This window comes from Nocardia sp. NPDC003963 (assembly GCF_053605105.1).
The window spans coordinates 1-16,186 of record NZ_JBSGIP010000081.1 but is presented as its reverse complement, the minus strand read 5'-3'; the positions used below and the strand labels follow the sequence as shown (position 1 = coordinate 16,186).

Below are 16,186 nucleotides of genomic sequence, written 5' to 3'. Positions count from 1 at the left end.
CCCACAGCGAGGCGGTAGCAGTAGCACAGGAAGTCGTCCGGCAACTGCCCGGATGACCTTGTCACCTCTGCGAGCCGGACGAGGCCGGGCAGGTGGGACCGCGAGCCGTTCGAGGGCGTGCACACCATCGAGCAGATGACCCGAGCGATGGAGCGGACTCCCACTGCGGCACGTCTCGGTGAGGAGGAAATCCGCGACCTCATCCTCTTCGTGCTCAACGCCAACTACGAAGGCAACGTGCACGGCGAGGTCTTCAGCGGGAAGGGCAAAACCGACCTGCTACTCACCTGGGAAAGCAACAACGCCTTCGTCGGCGAGTGCAAGATCCGGCGAGGGCCGGAAAAGTTCGGGGAAGCGATCGACCAGCTACTCGGCTACGTCACCTGGCGTGACACCAAAGCGGCACTGGTGCTGTTCGTCAAGAAGGGGAGCCCCACCGCGATCTTCGGGGCCGCTCACGCCCAGATCACTACTCACGCCAGCTACGTCAGCAGCAAGCCACCAGAAGGCGAACCGCGCCGGGACTACCTGCTCCGAACTCCTAGCGATCCATCACGCCGTATCGACCTCGCATCGGTGATAGTGGTAGTCCCGCCGCTCGAAGACACTTCGAGCTAGCGAAACGCCGCCAAGCCGCGGTGGATGGCGGCGATCGGTCGGTCGGGTCAGTTTCAGTTCAGCCCTGACCGCCCGGAAGCCGGCGGTAGCGATACCCAAATCCTTCGTCGGTTGCACTGCTGCCGCGCGAGCGTTGCTGCTACTACCGCTGGACAAGCAACTTGGGAATGCCTCACCGGTTGGGTAGCCACACCCAGATCGTAGAAAGCTGCCCGAAGAGATGACCTCTTCAACCGACATAGATATGAAGATCCTGGCGCTCGAACTCGTCGGTGAGTTCTCGAAGACGCAAGAGTCAGTCGATCTGCTGATCGTGACATACTTTCAAAGGCGAACCCCCGCGATGAGCCGCTACCTGAAACAGAAGCGTGTCACCACCAACATTCCTGACCAAGAGCGGCCCCAGTTGGTGATGGAGCTGGCCGCCGAGCTCGGCACCAGCGCGGATCTGACCAACTTCAAGTCAGTGTTTGATCGCGTGAAGACGGTCCGGGACTACGCAGGCCACTCGGCGCGGATCGAAGCACTCGGCCCCGATACCTCCAGTTCACCAAGCGATTTGTCACCGTTATGAACCAAGAACAAGATCCGCCGATGACGATCACGCGGAAAGAACTGCTGGCACGGATCCACGACGCGCGATGGCTGTCCCAGTGCGTGCACTACACACCGGCGACGAGCGACCTCATCAAGATGATCGCCGTCGGGGACCAGAGCGTGGAGTTCGCCAACCCCTCCCCCGGCCCCCGAAGGATGGGACGGGACCCAATTCGAACTAAGTGTAATTCGTTGATAGATAACTGGTTTCGCGCTCGAGATGCGGATATGTGCTGATAGTGCTTGGCTGTGGAACCCACGCGCGACTCCGGCGCGGCAACCGAGTTCTCCGGACGCGCCGCGGCTCCCACGTCCGGTGCCACGCCGGACGGACGCGGCGACACGCCGTGCGGGCGCAGCAGTCGCCCGGATAGGGCACTCGCGGAGCAAACTGATCGGTGTCGAACCATACGGCCGCCGCAACCCTGTGCGCACTGCTCGCCGCGCTGCTGTTCGCGGTCGCCGCGGTCGTGCAACAGCGGGCGGCCGCCGCGGTGCCGGAGAAAACAGCGCTGATCGGATCCCTGGTGCGCAACCCGCGCTGGTGGGCGGGCCTCATCGGGGACGCCGGCGGATACGCCCTGCAGATCGCCGCGCTGGCGCTGGGCGCCGTGCTGCTGGTGCAGCCGATCCTGGTGAGCGCGCTGGTGTTCGCGCTGCCGCTATCCGCGCGGCTCAACAACCGCCGAGTCCCGCCGGGCACCTGGGCGACTGCACTCGCGCTGGCCGCGGCCCTGGCCTGCTTTCTGATCGTCGGCGACCCGACCAAGGGAAATCCCGATGCGCCGCTGCGTGATTGGCTGGTGCCGCTGGCGGTGCTGCTCGGGCTGATCGCGGCGGCGACCGCGGGCGGGGTCGTAGCGGCGGATCCGGCACGGCGCGCGCTGTTGCTCGGCGCGGCGAGCGGTTCGCTGTACGGCCTGGCCGCCGCGCTCACCTCCTACGTCACCGGCCTGTTCGAGCACGGACTCGGCCACGTGCTCGGCGCCTGGCAGACCTGGGCGCTGGTCGCCTCCGGTGTCACCGGCGTCTACCTACAGCAACGCGCGTATCAGGCCGGGCCGCTGGCCGCGTCGCTGCCGGCCGTCACGATCGCCGAGCCCCTGGCGGCCGCGTTCCTCGGTCTCACCGTGCTGGACGAGCGGTTCCGCACCGGCACCGTGGGCTTGGTCATCACCTCGCTCGCGGTCGTCGTCATGTGCGCCGGCACGATCGCGCTGTCCCGCTCCCAAGCCGCCGCCTGACCAGTACCTGGCGGCTGCGCCACTACCCCCTGTAGGGGTACGGGTAAGGAACGTGTCACCAGGTACACGAGCGCTACGCCCGGGGCGCGGCTCCGCTGATGGTGCGGTGGATGGTGGAGCTGCCGACGCTGTATTCCTGGCCGAGGTCGGCCAGGATCGCATTGTCGTCAGCACTCCAGCCAAGCACCAATCACCCGCCGCCCGCAGCCCGAACGCAGCAACACGCCATCTCTACTGGTCAGGCCATATCCGTTATTTTCTGCGCCGAAACTACCGGAACCCCGCTCTGGGCAGAAGGTTCCCGATATCGATCGTTTGAGAGAATCTTGACAGCGGCTGCTGTCGGAGTCGGCTGTGACTCGCAACGGTAAGTGGCGGTGTTCTGGTGGTCGCCGGTGGCGCTGGTTGTCGACCCGGCAGAATGCGCCTTGTGGCTTGGTCGAGGTCGGCGTCGAGCTGAAGCGTCGTAGGCTTCCGGGATGGGGCTATTGCGTAGGTGTATCGGGGCGTTGTGCGTTGCGGTGGCGACCACGGCAGGGGTTGTCTCTGCTGCTCCAGCGTTTTCTTCGCCGTTGACGGGGTGCGAGAGGTGGCAGGTCGACACTGTCGCTTCGGGTCTGGAGCAGTTGGAGAACCTCGAACCCGATGGGCAGGGCGGGTTCTACCTGTCGGGAGATACGAAGGTCTATCACGTCGACGGTTCCGGGCAGGTACGAACAGTGCTGGAGAATCTGGCCGCACCGGGCGGTTTGCAGCTCGATGGAACGATCCTTTATGTCCTCACCCGCACCGACGGTAAGCTGTGGCAGTTGGATACCGCGACCGGTGAGCTTTCACTGTTGGCCGACTTTCCCGGGAACGGGCTTCTGCGGTTGCCCGACGGTGATTTCCTGACTACCTGGGTGGGCACCGAGGGCGGGCCATCGAAGGGTGTGTCGCGCTATGACCGTGAAACCGGTGAGGTCGTCGCGAATTGGTCGCCGGTGCCGCGGGGGGAAGGGCTGGCGCTGAGTCCGGATCACCAGGTGGTGTACACCGATGATCTGTTCACCGGACAGGTGTATCGGATTCCGCTGGATGCACCGAATCGATGGACCGTGGTAACGACGGTGCCCGGGCTCTTGGCCGGACCCGACGATCTCGCGACGAGCTCGGACGGTGACCTCTACGTTGCCGCCCACCTCGCTGGGGCGATCCACCGTGTCGATCCGGAGACGGGGGCGAGCTGCGCCATCGCCGCCGCGCTGCCCGCTGGTTGGCCGGGACCCAGTTCGGTACGCATCGCGGCCGACGGCGACCGGTCGGCCCTGTATGTCACGTCCTTCGACGGCACGCTTCGCCGGTTGCGTCCGCCGGCCGATGTGGACCTTGTTCCGGTTCAGGACTTCTGAGCGCCCTGCCACTCCGGGGTGTCTCACCAACGATCGGCTGATGAACACCGTACGGGAGCCGATGACCGGTTGAAGGTCAGACGGGACGGAGGTAGGTGACCGAGCTGTATCCGTCACGCTGCATACGTTCGGTTTCGCGCCGGTGTTCGGGGTCGATCGGCGGGAAGTGGGCGGATTCTGCCCCTCCCCTGTCCTCGAACGGATTGACGTACTCGTGCTCTGGCACCATCGCCGCTACCCTCCCTGCACTCCACGGCGCGGTCTCCTACCCGCCGCCCTCCCCCAGGTCCCGGCAGCTCGATCCGCTCCCGCCAGGCCCAGCTGTTCCTTCACAGCATTGGACGCGGCCCGTTGAGATCGGTTCCACGGCGTTCGGCCGGCGCGCGTTTCGTTCCGCCTTCGGCAATGCCGATCGAGATGCACTCACGGGAGAAGTCGGCGGCGTGGGAGACCGCGCTGACACCGACGCCGGTCGGCAGGCGGGTTTGACCATGCCGCGACGGCATGGTGTTGGTTGGAGCCGCACCGAGAAGACGTTCCCGAGGAGACGATGCATGGACGCCGGCACTGCACCACCTGACGAAGCGGCTTCAGCCGCCACCGGGCCCGGCAGCGGCTGCCCGGTCGCCGAGTTCGGGCGACTCCGCGAGCAGGGGCCGGTCGTGGACTTCCCGGGTTTCGGTGGCGACTCCGGCGTGCTGATCACCCGGTACGACGACGTTCGCGCCGTCCTGACCGATCCTCGACTGCGGGCCGACCCGTCTGCTGTGGACGGGGCGCAGAACGCCTTGTTCGACCTGTTCGGCAAGCTCGGCATCCCGCCGGAGCTGGACTGGATGAAGCGGAGCCTGCTGAGTTTGGACGGGGCCGAACATACCCGGCTGCGCAAGCTCGTGTACCGGGCTTTCACCGTCCGGCGGGTGAACGCGCTGCGTCCGCGGGTCGAGACGTTGACCGAAGGTCTGCTCGACGACATCGCCGCGGTGGGGGCGGGTGGGGGCCCGGTCGACCTGGTGCAGGCCTTCGCCTATCCGTTGCCGATCGCGGTGATCTGTGAGCTGGTCGGGGTGCCGGAGCCCGACCAGCCGCGCTGGCGCGAGCTGGCCGAGCTGCTCACCTCCCCGGACCCGGACCGGATGCCACCGGTGATCCATGCGGTGGTCGAGCAGATCCGCGTCCTCGTCGAGGCCCGCCGCAGCACCCCGGCCGACGACCTGATGACCGTTCTCGTCGAGGTCCACGACGACGGCGACCGGCTCACCGAGGACGAGATGATCACCATGGTGTTCGAACTCGTCATCGCCGGGTTCGAGACGACCGCCCACCTGATCTCGAAGTCTGTGCAGGTGCTGCTGACCCGGCCCGACCAGCTCGCGGCACTGCGTTCGGAGTCGGGGCTGTGGCCGCGGGCCGTGCACGAGCTGGTACGCACCTGCGGCCCGATCCCGACGAGCCTGCCCCGCTACGCCGCGACCGACATCGAGTTCGGCGGAGTCACCGTGCCGGCCGGTTCGACGGTGACAGCCGGGATCCTGTCCGCGAACTTCGATCCGGAGTTCACCGAGGATCCCGACGAGCTCGACGTCCGGCGCGAGACCGGCCACAGTGAGCGACATCTCGGGTTCGGGCAGGGAGCGCACTACTGCCTCGGGGCGGCACTCGCCCGGCAAGAGGCCGAGGTCGCCCTGCGCGGAGTGTTCGGGCGCTTCCCGGACCTGCGACTCGCCGACCCCGTCACCGGGCCGGCACCCCTGGGGTTCGCGCGCCTGCCGGAACTGCCGGTACTGGTGGCGTCCGGGTGAGCCGACCGAACGTGCGTTTCTGTCACGAGACGGGTTCGGTGCTGGAATTCAGAGGTGACCGAGCCGCCGACCGTCCTCATCAGTAGCGCGTAGATCTCCACGCCGCGGGGACTTTTCAGGCGGCGGGATGGCCGTCCCACGAGACGAGCTTCCAGCCCTTCTTCGGGGTGCCCTTCACGACCACCCGGCCGGTGTTGTGCAGCGGATCGGACTGCAGCTTGCCCATATCAGGATTGGAGACGGACATGAGCGTCCAGAACATGATGGCACCGCCATGGGAGAAAACCACAGCACGCTTGCTGCGGCGGTCCTGGATATTCTGGATGGAGTCGTCCATACGCTTCTTGAACTCGTGGCCGTTTATCGAACCGGGGATCCGGGCATCCAGGTTGCCCTGCAGCCACTGGATCGGCGCGGCCAGGTAGCCCGCACGCGCGTCCTGCTCCGGCGTGCCCTCGTAGATGCCGGCCTCGATCTCGTGCAGTCCCGCCTCGACGACTGTGGGATGACCACACAGCTGCGAGGTCGGCTCCGCCGTCTGCTGGGTCCGGACCATCGTCGACGCGTAGATGCCGTCGAACTTGCAATCGGCCAGCAGCCGGGATACCGCAGCGGCTTGCGTCCGCCCCTTCTGGGTCAGGCCGGGTCCGGGGACAGAAGTGTCGATCAGACCGGAATTATTGCCGGCCGATTCGCCGTGGCGGATAAAGGTAAGAAACATTTCACCGGTTTGCGGCGCCGCGGCCGCGCTACCCGCTCCAGCTGCCATGAGCGCCACCGCTGCGATGATCGCTGCGATCATCGCGAACAGGCGAGACTTCATCAGGTTCATAGGGACTTCCTCGTGGATATGGGTCGGGCCGAACTGGAACGTTCCAGTGGCTGGAATCACACTAAGATCGCCCCGGCGAGGCCCCGAGAACATTTCCCGGTGGACGGGAGCCTTCGAATCCCACCACAGGCGATCAGCATCTCGCAGGACGCGTACTGTTCGATCTGCTCGATACATCGAAGTGGAGGTTCCCGTGGCTGGTGGTCTCGTCGCCCTGCTGGACGACGTCGCGGCGATCGCGAAGGTGGCCGCGGCGTCCATCGACGACATCGGTGCCGCGGCAGGCAAGGCAGGTATCAAGGCCGCGGGTGTGGTAGTCGACGACACCGCGGTCACCCCCCGCTACGTGCACGGGTTCTCCCCCAAGCGCGAACTCCCGATCATCCGCAAGATCGCAATCGGGTCGATCCGCAACAAGCTCCTGATCATCCTGCCGGTGGCGATGATATTGAGCCAGTTCCTGCCGCAGGCGCTGCCATACCTGCTCATCGCCGGCGGCCTGTTCCTCTGCTACGAAGGTGCGGAGAAGGTGTACGAGGCACTCACCGGCGGTCACCACGACGACGAGGCACCCACGGCATCGAGCGGACCCGAACACGAGAAGACGATGGTGAGCGGCGCGATCCGCACCGACCTCATCCTCTCCGCCGAGATCATGGTGATCGCCCTCTCGTCGGTCGAGGACGAACCGTTCGTCACCCGGCTGCTGGTGCTGATCGTCGTCGCGTTCCTCATCACCGCCCTGGTCTACGGCGTCGTCGCGGTGATCGTGAAAATGGACGACGTCGGACTCGCACTCGCCGAGCGCGAGTCGCCGTTCGGTCAGCGGGTCGGACGCGGACTCGTCGCCGCGATGCCGAAGGTGATGTCCGTTCTCACCGTCGTCGGGATCGCCGCAATGCTATGGGTCGGCGGCCATATCCTCCTCGTCAACGTCGGCGAGGCCGGATTCCACTGGCCCGCCGACCGTCTCCACGACCTCGAACACTGGGCCGGAGAACTCGTCCACGGTGGGTTCGGAAGTGTCCTGTCCTGGACCGGAGGGACGGTTGCCTCCGCACTCGTCGGGCTCGTCGTCGGCGCCCTCGTCGTGCTGATAATGCACTTCGTTCCGAAGCGGAAGCCGAAGGAAGCCGCCGCGCACTGACCCGCGCAAACCCCCACCCGCGGTCCGCACCCGAGCCGACCCGACCGTGCCTGTCGCAGACCGACCGAGGCAGTGTCGCGGGGCGGAAGGCACGGCGTCGGATAGATGATCAGGTCAAGGGGTGGCCTGCCGGACCGTCATGCGTTTGATGCCGTGGATGAGCGCGCTGTGCCCGTACTCGGGTTTGCCGAGTTCGACCGGCGGAACCTTGGTGATCAACTCCCGGAACAGATGTTTCAATTCCATGCGGGCCAGCCAGGCGCCGAGGCAGTGGTGCGGGCCGCCGCCACCGAATCCGGCGTGGTGGTTGGGCTCCCGGGTGATATCGAAAGCGCGCGGATTGTCGAACGCCGACTCGTCGCGGTTGGCGGAACTGTAGAACATCACGACCTTCTCACCTGCCGCGATCGGGGTTCCGGCGATTTCGGTGTCGCGGGTCGCTCGGCGGGCGAAGTGCACCACGACGCTGCTCCAGCGGATGAATTCCTCGATCGCGGTGTTCATCCGCCCGTCGAGATCCGCACGCAGCCAATCGATTTGGCCCGGATTCTCCACCAGCGCTTTGAACGCATGGGAGGTGGTCTGTTTGGTGGTGTCGTTGCCGGCGGCGGAGATCAGCACCATGAACGCGCCGATGTCCTCGTCGCTGAGGCGATGCCCGTCGAATTCGGCGTCGATCATCGCGCTCATGAGGTCATTGCGTGGGGAGACTCGCGAACCAACCCCGCCGATCGCGCAGAGCTGGAACGGGAGCTGTCCGAGGCGAGCCGATTACTCGACTACAGCGAAGGATTCGTCCCACGTGGATGAACTGGTTGAGGCACGGATGAGGAGAGGAGCACAGTGACACACCGCGACCCACGGTCACTATCGCAGATCGAAGGCAAGGTATGGCCCGACCCAGAGGGGGATGCGACCCGACTCATGAAGACCGTGCACGCGTTGAGAGATGTCCCCCTGCCAGATCTCACCGTCGAAGACATTCGCATCCTCCTGTCACAAAGGGAGGCCGTCGACGTACTGACTCCGGTGGCGCTGGACATCCTCGGCTCCAACCCCCTCGTTGAAGGTGACTTCTACCCAGGCGACCTTTTGACGGCGCTCTTGGGTTGTCATTCACGGGAATCCGACTCAACCGGACTCGTTGCTCGCATCGAGCAACTGATCGAACGAGTCTCGGAGAAGGGTGATCTGGAACAGTACGACGCGCCGCATACCACGATATGGTCGTCCATCGACGAGTGGCGCACCGCGTAACGAAAATCGAGCCCAACTCGCCGATTACGAATAGAAGTGCCGACTGAGATCATGCGGCCAGTTGGTTCGGTCAACGTCGTTCAGGAGACTTTGGGTTGGGACGATGAGCTGGGACCAACCGGGAATATGACCCCAGGCTTACCGCCAGGACTCCCCGGTGCGGGCCCAGTCACACACCTGTGGGTCCACGATCGGAATACGGGGCGCCGCGCCCATACCGCGCAGGTGGGAGGGGCCGGTTCTGCGATGTCGAGGTGAATGCGGTTTCGGTGATCTCTTCACCTCCGCAGCGCGGCGACCTCTCGCTGGAACGTGGCCTACGGTGGCACCGTTGATCTGCCTGCGAGGCACTTCCGAGACCGGTCGACGAGTTGCTGGTAGAACCCGTTATCCAGCGGTTACAGCTCGTAACGGAAACTTCTTCCCAAGCGCGGGAACCGATCCCGTCAAGGTGCCGTCAAAGCCAGTAACGAAGCAGGAGTCGAGGCGTAGACGCTCGAGGACAGGGGTTCGCCGGGTCGGCGAAACGGCGGCGCACGGCCACTACCACGGGAGGCTCAAATGCCGATGGATGTTGCGGCGGTGCAGGGCATCGCAGGAACAGTCGACGACAACGCTCTGCGTATCGCGGACGCCGTGCGCAGATTCGAGACAACCGCCGCGGGCCACACCTATCAGTCGGCCGGCGAATACTTGACCACCGGGCCGGAAAGGCTTCGTCGGGCCCTCACCGTGGTGGCCACCCCACCACCCCGGCCGCCCAGCCCGCGAAAGACGACCACCCCGCAGCCGGCCCCGGCCACAGCGCGGGAACCCATCCTTGACACCCCGCCCCTCCACTTCGAATACGGAGAACGACGGATCCGAAAAATCGTAGGTTCGTCGCGCCCTGAACCTCCCACCGGTCCGCCACAGTGGATCAGCGATCTGATCACTCATGCGACCGGACACTCCGAAAGAAAGGTCGATAGCCGCAAGAAATGAGAAGGCGGGCGAAGAGCCGCCAACTCCTCACCCGCCGGGGAAGCTGTGCCATCAGCTTCTCGATGCAGTTCACAACCAAAGAGTTTATTCAGCAATTGAATAGAACGGGGGCAGATGTGCGTCCACTCATAATGGCGCTCATATTCGCAATAATCTTCCTCGCCTGCTGCTACGTAGCCGCGAAAGGCTGCCGCGGGCTGGCCACGAGCAGATCCGAAGGCTACGGCGAAGACCTCCCCGACCACATGCTCATGGGACTGCCCCCGGTTTGGTTGACTCCTGACCTGTGAGGATTCGTTCTCGCTGGAAGGATGTTCACCATGCCGAAGCCGTATCCCGAAGAGTTCCGCCGCGACGTCGTCGCGGTCGCCCGCAAGGGCGAGATCTCATTGACCCAGATCGCGAAAGACTTCGGAGTATCGCAGAGCTGCGTGAAGAACTGGCTCGAACAAGCCGATATCGAAGACGGACATCGGCCCGGCGCCACCCAGGATGAGTCGGCCGAGCTGCGCGAGGCGCGTAAACGGATCCGCCAGCTGGAACAAGAAGCCGAGGTCATGCGCCGCGCGGTCGCCTATTTGTCGCGTGACGTCAACCCAAAATGAGTTACCCGCTGGTCCTCGACCTGGCCGCTGACGGCATCCCCGTCGCGGTGACCTGCCGGGTGCTCGGCTTCTCCACCCAACCGTTCTATAAATGGAAGCGGTGCCCTGTCTCGCAACGTGATTGGGACGACGCCCATCTGATCAACGCCGCTCTCGACATCCATGCCGACGACCCGGCTTTCGGCTACCGATTCATCGCCGACGAGCTGCCCGCCCGCGGTATCCGTGCGGGCGAGAACAGGGTCGCCCGGTTGTGTTCGGTGCAGCGGATCTGGAGCGTGTTCGCCAAGAAACGCGGCCTGAACCGCAAGGCCGGCCCGCCGGTCCACGACGACCTCGTCGGACGCCACTTCACTGCCGCTGTTCCGGACGCGGTGTGGTTGACAGACATCACCGAGCACTCCACCGGTGAAGGAAGATTGTATTTATGCGCCGTCAAGGACGTGTTCTCCAACCGGATCGTCGGGTATTCGATCGATTCGCGGATGAAGGCGTCTTTGGCGGTATCGGCACTGAACCATGCCGTCGCTCTCCGAGCACCTACCGTGACGATCGTCCACTCGGATAGGGGCAGTCAATTCCGCTCCCGAAAGTTCGTGAACGCATTGTCGAGCAATGGTTTACGAGGTTCGATGGGCAGGGTCGGCGCGTGTGGTGACAACGCGGCGATGGAGTCGTTCTTCGCGTTGCTGCAGAAGAACGTGCTCGATCGGAAGCGGTGGGCGACCCGCGACGAGCTCCGTCTGGCGATCGTGGTCTGGATCGAGAAGACCTACCACCGCACCCGTCGGCAACGCCGACTCGGCCGGCTCACCCCGATCGAGTTTGAGACAATAAACCGGCCCGCACTCGCGGCCTGAAAGATCAAACCCGCGAGTCAACCGAAATCGGGGCAGTCCCATGATCTCGTGAACCAGCTGAAAACAGCGACGCAACAGACAGCCACCGCGAACGACTGGGCAGAGACGCTGTTCGACGCCGTCGGACCGGCCCTACACAAGACCGTCTTCAAGACCCTAACCACTTGCCTGCATCCCGACAGAGCAGGTGCGGCAGGCCACACCCTGCAACAGCAACTCAACGCCGCTTACGGCAGGGCACGCGGTTGACAGAACAGAACCAAGGACATCCAACCCGACTCGCTGGCGTCAGCGGCAGTAACAACGATCTGGCCACGGGGCAAGCCGCAACAAAGGCAGATAAGCCCGACACATCCGGTAACGCGATCCTGGAAGATGTCGCGAAATGCGGCAACGGAGCCCGGGAAGTCGCTACACGCCTCCCGACAGCAAACCGACTTGATCCGCTGGGGACGCCTTCGCTCGGAACCGCCATCTCCTGTCAGGACTTCTCGCTATTGTCACGCGCATGGACGCGGTGCAGGTGCAGAAGAAGCTCGAGCTCTCTACCGATGAGGACTTCATCCTCACGGCGTGGCAGTACAGGATGATGCAGCGCGACATCGCCGCATCAAAGGGCAAGCACCTTCCGTCCAAGCGCGAAGTGCGGAACTCCTTTCGCACAAACGCGGTTGCTGCCATCATGCAGCGCAAACAGGACGACTGGTCCCCCGCTGTCGCTGCGATAGTTCACCAGATCGACGCCGATGGGGAGTCTGTGAATCTCGAGGCGCTCGAATCCGCTGGCCCGCAGATCTCTTCGGTCGTGGCGAGACGGTCACGAGCTCTGCTTTTGCTGATCGATCTGTATGGATTCGAGCCGTGGGTAGAGGGCAAGTGGGACAGGACCGCCCGTGCCGACGTTCTCATCGCTGCTCATAGTTCGATGGACCGCCTACACCCCGAAGACCTCCAGGCTGTGGAAACCGGTTATAGGGACGCGATCAAGAAGCTCTCGAAGGCAAGTAACTGGACCAAATACGCACTCCTGGCCGGCGCCGGCCTCGGACTCGGCGCCCTGACCGGCGGACTCGCCGCACCGGCAATCGCCGGCGCGTACGGTGCGCTGGTACTCGGCTACTCGGGCGCAGTCGCGACGTCTGCAGGTCTTGCCGCGATCGGTGGCGGGTCGATCGCGGCCGGAGGGCTCGGCATGGCCGGTGGCGCCGCCCTCATCACCGGCTTCAGCGGCGCGGCAGGGGCCGGGGTAGCCACACTTGCGGGAAGAGCTGCTGGGTTCACGGCAGCTCGCATCGCCGCCGACGCTATCCGGCTCCACGTCGTGACCCAGCTGGTGCTTCGCGATGTCGACGGCAACGAAGAGGCAGCGAAAGCCGTCATCGTCAGTCTTCGCGAACGAGTCACGAACCTCGGCAAGACGGTCGTGACTCTCGCAGAGCATATCGAGACCCTCCGCGCACAGCTCGAGACCAAGCAGGCAGAGCTCGACGCCGAGCGGAGCCGGCGCTTGGCAGCCGATGATCGCGTGGCCCGCTTCCGAGTCGTCGCCGACCGCCTCAAGGAGCGGGTCGCAGGCCCCGAAGATGATGAACTTCAGACCTTGCTCGCCGAACTCGACGAGCTCGAGGGCGAGAAGAAGACAGTGGAAACCCTTGCCCAGGGGGTCACCGTCCTCGCCGACGACCTCGAGGATGCAGCGTGAGAACCGCGGTCGGTGACTCCAACGGCCCGATCTCGCCGATCGATGACGACTACATCGGCAACTTGGACGCACTCACACGCGACCTCGACAATATCGAAATCATCGCCTCGGCCGCGCTTTCAGACCAAGCGGTCGATCCAGCGATTACACAGAGCATCGCCAACACCCCGACAGACCTCACTTATCCCGAACTCACCGCACACCATCAACAGCGTCGCGAAGCCCAGGGTCGGGGCGAGCCCGAGATCGCCGACATCCTCGACCCGATCGCGCTCGCGCACCTCGAAGAATGGCAGGCTACCCAACGGCTTACGTGGGGAACCAGCGACCTGGTGGTTGTCGGCCTCTCCGGGCTCATCGGTGCACTCGGGAACCTCTACGACGTCCACGTGGACGCTGCGGTACTCGGCGGTCTGTCGCATTTGAAGAACAGCGACCTACTGCGCCGGTGGGAGAGACAGGCATCCCGGCTCCCTATCGACTATACCGGCCCGAAATTCGGCGGTCCGGGCCATCGTGTCCGGTCCGCCGGACACGACATCGGCCGGTTCTTCACCGCCCTCAGCCAGATCCGCACGGGCACTTTCCAAGGCATCTGGTGGGAGGACGGCCAGCGAATGACCGCCGAAGAGACGGCAACTCGCTCCGGTCTGCCATTCGCACAAGCGTCCGAACCTCATCTCGCGATCGCGCTGCTGTTGAAGCACTTGGCCGCCGACTTCGTGACCCCGATGAACCTCCCTCTGCCCGGCTGGTCACTTCTGTGCGAGATGCCGATCCCCGCCTTACGAAAATTCGCCAACGACGCCTACGCCGGAACGAACTCCGGGGACGGACTGAATATCCGCTCCGGCATCCTGACACCTGCTCTAGGGACGCTCGCCACCGAGGTCGTCATCCGAACCCACCTCCACCTCGGGGCCTACCGCTCCACGGGCTGTGCACACCTCTCGCCCACTACAGCAGCCAAACGCACAGAGATGCTACTCGCCGCGCACGCCGCTGCCGGAGCAATCAGCCTGTCGAAGACCGCAGCGGCCGCAATCACCGGCGAAACCGCTATTGCAGCTCGTCACCTCAACGTTCCCGCTTTCATGCGGACCGGTCAGCTCGCGCTGAAAGTCCGATCAGATACTGTGGCCCGCGCAGAAGCCGGAGCACCGTCGTGGCAACAGCAACTCGCAGACGAAGCAGCGACGTGGACTCTTCCCGAAGCCGTCACTATCGCGGACCTACTGGCCGACTGACATCAGCAACAGTCAAGTGAGCAGGCGACCGAAGCCCACTCGGTGATCGCCGCGATGGTCGAGCCACAGAATCCGACGCTGCACATGGTGTATCCGGCGACCTTCCTGCCGCCATCCGCTGCACGCTATCGACGATTAATCCCCGCTCACATCGACACCATATGATCGGGCGAGTTCGCCGAGTCCGGACGGGTAGCCTTGGCCGACCGCACGCAGTCGCCAGGCCTCGCCGCGGCGATACACCTCCACAAGTATCAGCGTACGTTCCTCGGTCGCGGCGTCCAGCATGGCACGTGCGAAAACGCCCGCTTCGCTACCCGCGGTGACCTCGATCTCGATCGCGCCCACTGTCCCGAAAGTGACGTTGTCTCCATCTATCGCTGCAGCGAGCACAACTCGTGCGCAATGTTGCGGAAGCTGCTCGACGGAAATTTCGACAGCCTGTTCGCTGGGCCCGTCCGCGGTCAGGCAGACGCCGTCGCCCGTCGGCTGGTTGTAGAAAACGAAGTCGGGGTCGTGGCGAACTTTCTCGCCGCTGTCGAGGAGAAACCCCACGACGTCGACTTCATACGATTCGCTCTGCGTCCACGACACACGCACAGACCACTCCGTGCCCAGTGCCTCGACGGGCAGATCCATCACCTGACCACGGCTCATGGTGTGTGGTTCTGTAATATCTGGCGCATCCATCCCGCTCGGGGACGACGAGCTGGGACTGTCCAACAGGTCAGGTCCGTGGACAGGAAGACCCCGGGTTACCGCTCGGCCCAGTCGCGGGTCGCTCTGCGCATCCTCCAGCGCGAGGACATCGGACACACTCGCCGACATGTTGACCGCCACGGAGGCACCGAGATCGGCACTCAGCCCCGAGGTCTCGACATCGACAACGGTGAACGAGCCCAGCCCAGCACCCGAAGATACTGCCGACACTACCGAATCTGGTTGCATGACAGTTCAATCGTCAGTGAGCCAGCGAACGTTGCGGATCAACCGGACCGGTATCGGGTGCCCGATTCGGTTCCGCAGGACCGGGAAAGCCCGCGCCGACCACCTCCTCGCGCAAGCCCCGCCGGAGGCATGGAAGCGCCTGAGCTGCGGCAACGGAGCGAAAGGGCCGCGCATGTTCGACTGGGCGGTAGCCTCGCTGCCGGTCTACGAGTGGACCACCACCGCAGGCTGGAGCCGCTGGCTACTCGCACGCCGGGCGCTGACCCGCAACAGCAAAGGCGAGTTCGAGATCGCCTACTACATGTGCTTCGCACCCACCGGCACCAGCGACGACACCCTCATCCGGATTGCCGGCACCCGCTGGGCCATCGAGGACTGCTTCCAGACCGCGAAAACCGAGATCGGCCTCGACCACTACCAAGTCCGCCGCTACGACGCCTGGTACCGCCACATCACCCTCGCCATGCTCGCCCACACCTACCTCGCCGTCACCGCAGCGATCTCCCCAAAAGTATTGGCAGCGAACTCATCGCGCTCACCCTCGGCGAGATCCGCCGTCTTCTGGCACACATAACCAAGCCCATGCCCGACCGAGCGAGCATCTGGCGGTGGTCGAACTGGCGCCGACGGCATCAATACCGGGCCAGAAAAGCTCACTACCAGCTGCGACACCGATTACATAACTAAGAGGGTGTCTTACGTGGTCAGTTTCTTGTAGCAGGTGATAGCGGCGGCGAGTTGCAGAAATGCTGCGAAGAGGCGGCCGTGGCGTTCGTAGCGGATCGTCAATCGCCGGTACCCGGTCAACCACGCGATAGTCCGCTCGATCTTCCACCGATGACGACCCAACCTCGTGGGGTCCTCGATCCCACGACGGGCGATACGAGGAACGATCCCGCGAGCACGCAGCCAGCGGCGATGGACGTCGAAGTCGTAGCCCTTATCGGCACGT

16 protein-coding genes and 1 pseudogene are annotated in these 16,186 nt (G+C 64.5%); 12 read left to right on the top strand and 5 right to left on the bottom strand.

Annotation, left to right across the window (positions count from 1 at the left end; genetic code table 11):
• Window positions 1-135 precede the first annotated feature (135 nt).
• The 4 genes from ACWEWT_RS37640 (at window position 136) to ACWEWT_RS37625 (ending at window position 3,850) form a co-directional block, all read left to right on the top strand.
• A complete protein-coding gene (locus ACWEWT_RS37640; protein WP_452565681.1) occupies window positions 136-618 on the top strand; it encodes a hypothetical protein in 483 nt (160 codons plus the stop codon).
• A 244-nt stretch (window positions 619-862) separates the two neighbouring features.
• Window positions 863-1,192, top strand: coding sequence for a hypothetical protein (locus ACWEWT_RS37635; protein ID WP_452565680.1), 330 nt, complete (start codon window positions 863-865; stop codon window positions 1,190-1,192).
• A 421-nt stretch (window positions 1,193-1,613) separates the two neighbouring features.
• A complete protein-coding gene (locus tag ACWEWT_RS37630; RefSeq protein ID WP_452565679.1) occupies window positions 1,614-2,459 on the top strand; it encodes a DMT family transporter in 846 nt (281 codons plus the stop codon).
• Between the two features lie 572 nt (window positions 2,460-3,031).
• Window positions 3,032-3,850: an SMP-30/gluconolactonase/LRE family protein gene (locus ACWEWT_RS37625; RefSeq protein ID WP_452565678.1), complete on the top strand. Its 819-nt coding sequence runs from the start codon at window positions 3,032-3,034 to the stop codon at window positions 3,848-3,850.
• A gap of 76 nt (window positions 3,851-3,926) precedes the next feature.
• Here ACWEWT_RS37625 and ACWEWT_RS37620 read toward each other — a convergent pair whose 3' ends face one another.
• Complete coding sequence (locus tag ACWEWT_RS37620) at window positions 3,927-4,079, bottom strand: hypothetical protein (protein WP_452565677.1); 153 nt, start codon at window positions 4,077-4,079, stop codon at window positions 3,927-3,929.
• Window positions 4,080-4,404: 325 nt separating this feature from the next.
• On the opposite strand from ACWEWT_RS37620, the gene ACWEWT_RS37615 reads away from it, so the two are divergent.
• Window positions 4,405-5,652, top strand: a complete 1,248-nt coding sequence (locus ACWEWT_RS37615) for a cytochrome P450 family protein (protein ID WP_452565676.1) — start codon at window positions 4,405-4,407, stop codon at window positions 5,650-5,652.
• 115 nt (window positions 5,653-5,767) lie between these two features.
• On the opposite strand, the gene ACWEWT_RS37610 is transcribed toward ACWEWT_RS37615, so the two are convergent.
• The gene (locus ACWEWT_RS37610) at window positions 5,768-6,484 is read right to left on the bottom strand and encodes a histidine phosphatase family protein (protein ID WP_452565675.1); all 717 of its coding nucleotides are present in this window, start codon (window positions 6,482-6,484) and stop codon (window positions 5,768-5,770) included.
• Window positions 6,485-6,677: 193 nt separating this feature from the next.
• Here ACWEWT_RS37610 and ACWEWT_RS37605 point away from each other — a divergent pair, with 193 nt between their 5' ends.
• Window positions 6,678-7,631: a DUF808 domain-containing protein gene (locus tag ACWEWT_RS37605; RefSeq protein ID WP_452565674.1), complete on the top strand. Its 954-nt coding sequence runs from the start codon at window positions 6,678-6,680 to the stop codon at window positions 7,629-7,631.
• A 114-nt stretch (window positions 7,632-7,745) separates the two neighbouring features.
• On the opposite strand, the gene ACWEWT_RS37600 is transcribed toward ACWEWT_RS37605, so the two are convergent.
• Window positions 7,746-8,363: a cytochrome P450 gene (locus ACWEWT_RS37600; RefSeq protein WP_452565684.1), complete on the bottom strand. Its 618-nt coding sequence runs from the start codon at window positions 8,361-8,363 to the stop codon at window positions 7,746-7,748.
• A gap of 111 nt (window positions 8,364-8,474) precedes the next feature.
• Between ACWEWT_RS37600 and ACWEWT_RS37595 the strand changes: the two genes are divergently transcribed.
• From ACWEWT_RS37595 to ACWEWT_RS37575, 5 genes are all read left to right on the top strand, one after another.
• Entirely contained in the window at window positions 8,475-8,888 is a 414-nt protein-coding gene (locus ACWEWT_RS37595) for a contact-dependent growth inhibition system immunity protein (protein WP_452565673.1), read from the top strand.
• A gap of 1,304 nt (window positions 8,889-10,192) precedes the next feature.
• Window positions 10,193-11,337 (top strand): IS3 family transposase gene (locus ACWEWT_RS37590; protein WP_452565683.1). Its coding sequence is split into 2 segments (ribosomal slippage): window positions 10,193-10,472 and window positions 10,472-11,337, totalling 1,146 coding nucleotides; the frame shifts between segments, so codons are not numbered across the junction.
• A 48-nt stretch (window positions 11,338-11,385) separates the two neighbouring features.
• The gene (locus tag ACWEWT_RS37585; RefSeq protein WP_452565672.1) at window positions 11,386-11,586 is read left to right on the top strand and encodes a hypothetical protein; all 201 of its coding nucleotides are present in this window, start codon (window positions 11,386-11,388) and stop codon (window positions 11,584-11,586) included.
• Between the two features lie 259 nt (window positions 11,587-11,845).
• A complete protein-coding gene (locus ACWEWT_RS37580; protein WP_452565671.1) occupies window positions 11,846-13,039 on the top strand; it encodes a hypothetical protein in 1,194 nt (397 codons plus the stop codon).
• The gene (locus ACWEWT_RS37575) at window positions 13,036-14,286 is read left to right on the top strand and encodes a hypothetical protein (protein WP_452565670.1); all 1,251 of its coding nucleotides are present in this window, start codon (window positions 13,036-13,038) and stop codon (window positions 14,284-14,286) included. Before ACWEWT_RS37580 ends, ACWEWT_RS37575 begins: the two co-directional genes overlap by 4 nt.
• Before the next feature lie 135 nt (window positions 14,287-14,421).
• Here ACWEWT_RS37575 and ACWEWT_RS37570 read toward each other — a convergent pair whose 3' ends face one another.
• A complete protein-coding gene (locus tag ACWEWT_RS37570; RefSeq protein WP_452565682.1) occupies window positions 14,422-14,943 on the bottom strand; it encodes a TerD family protein in 522 nt (173 codons plus the stop codon).
• A gap of 373 nt (window positions 14,944-15,316) precedes the next feature.
• Here ACWEWT_RS37570 and ACWEWT_RS37565 point away from each other — a divergent pair.
• Window positions 15,317-15,808, top strand: a pseudogene (locus ACWEWT_RS37565) (IS701 family transposase); the annotation flags it as partial.
• 122 nt (window positions 15,809-15,930) lie between these two features.
• Here ACWEWT_RS37565 and ACWEWT_RS37560 read toward each other — a convergent pair.
• Window positions 15,931-16,186, bottom strand: a 256-nt coding sequence (locus tag ACWEWT_RS37560; protein WP_452565669.1) for a transposase, incomplete at its 5' end; no start/stop codon positions are given.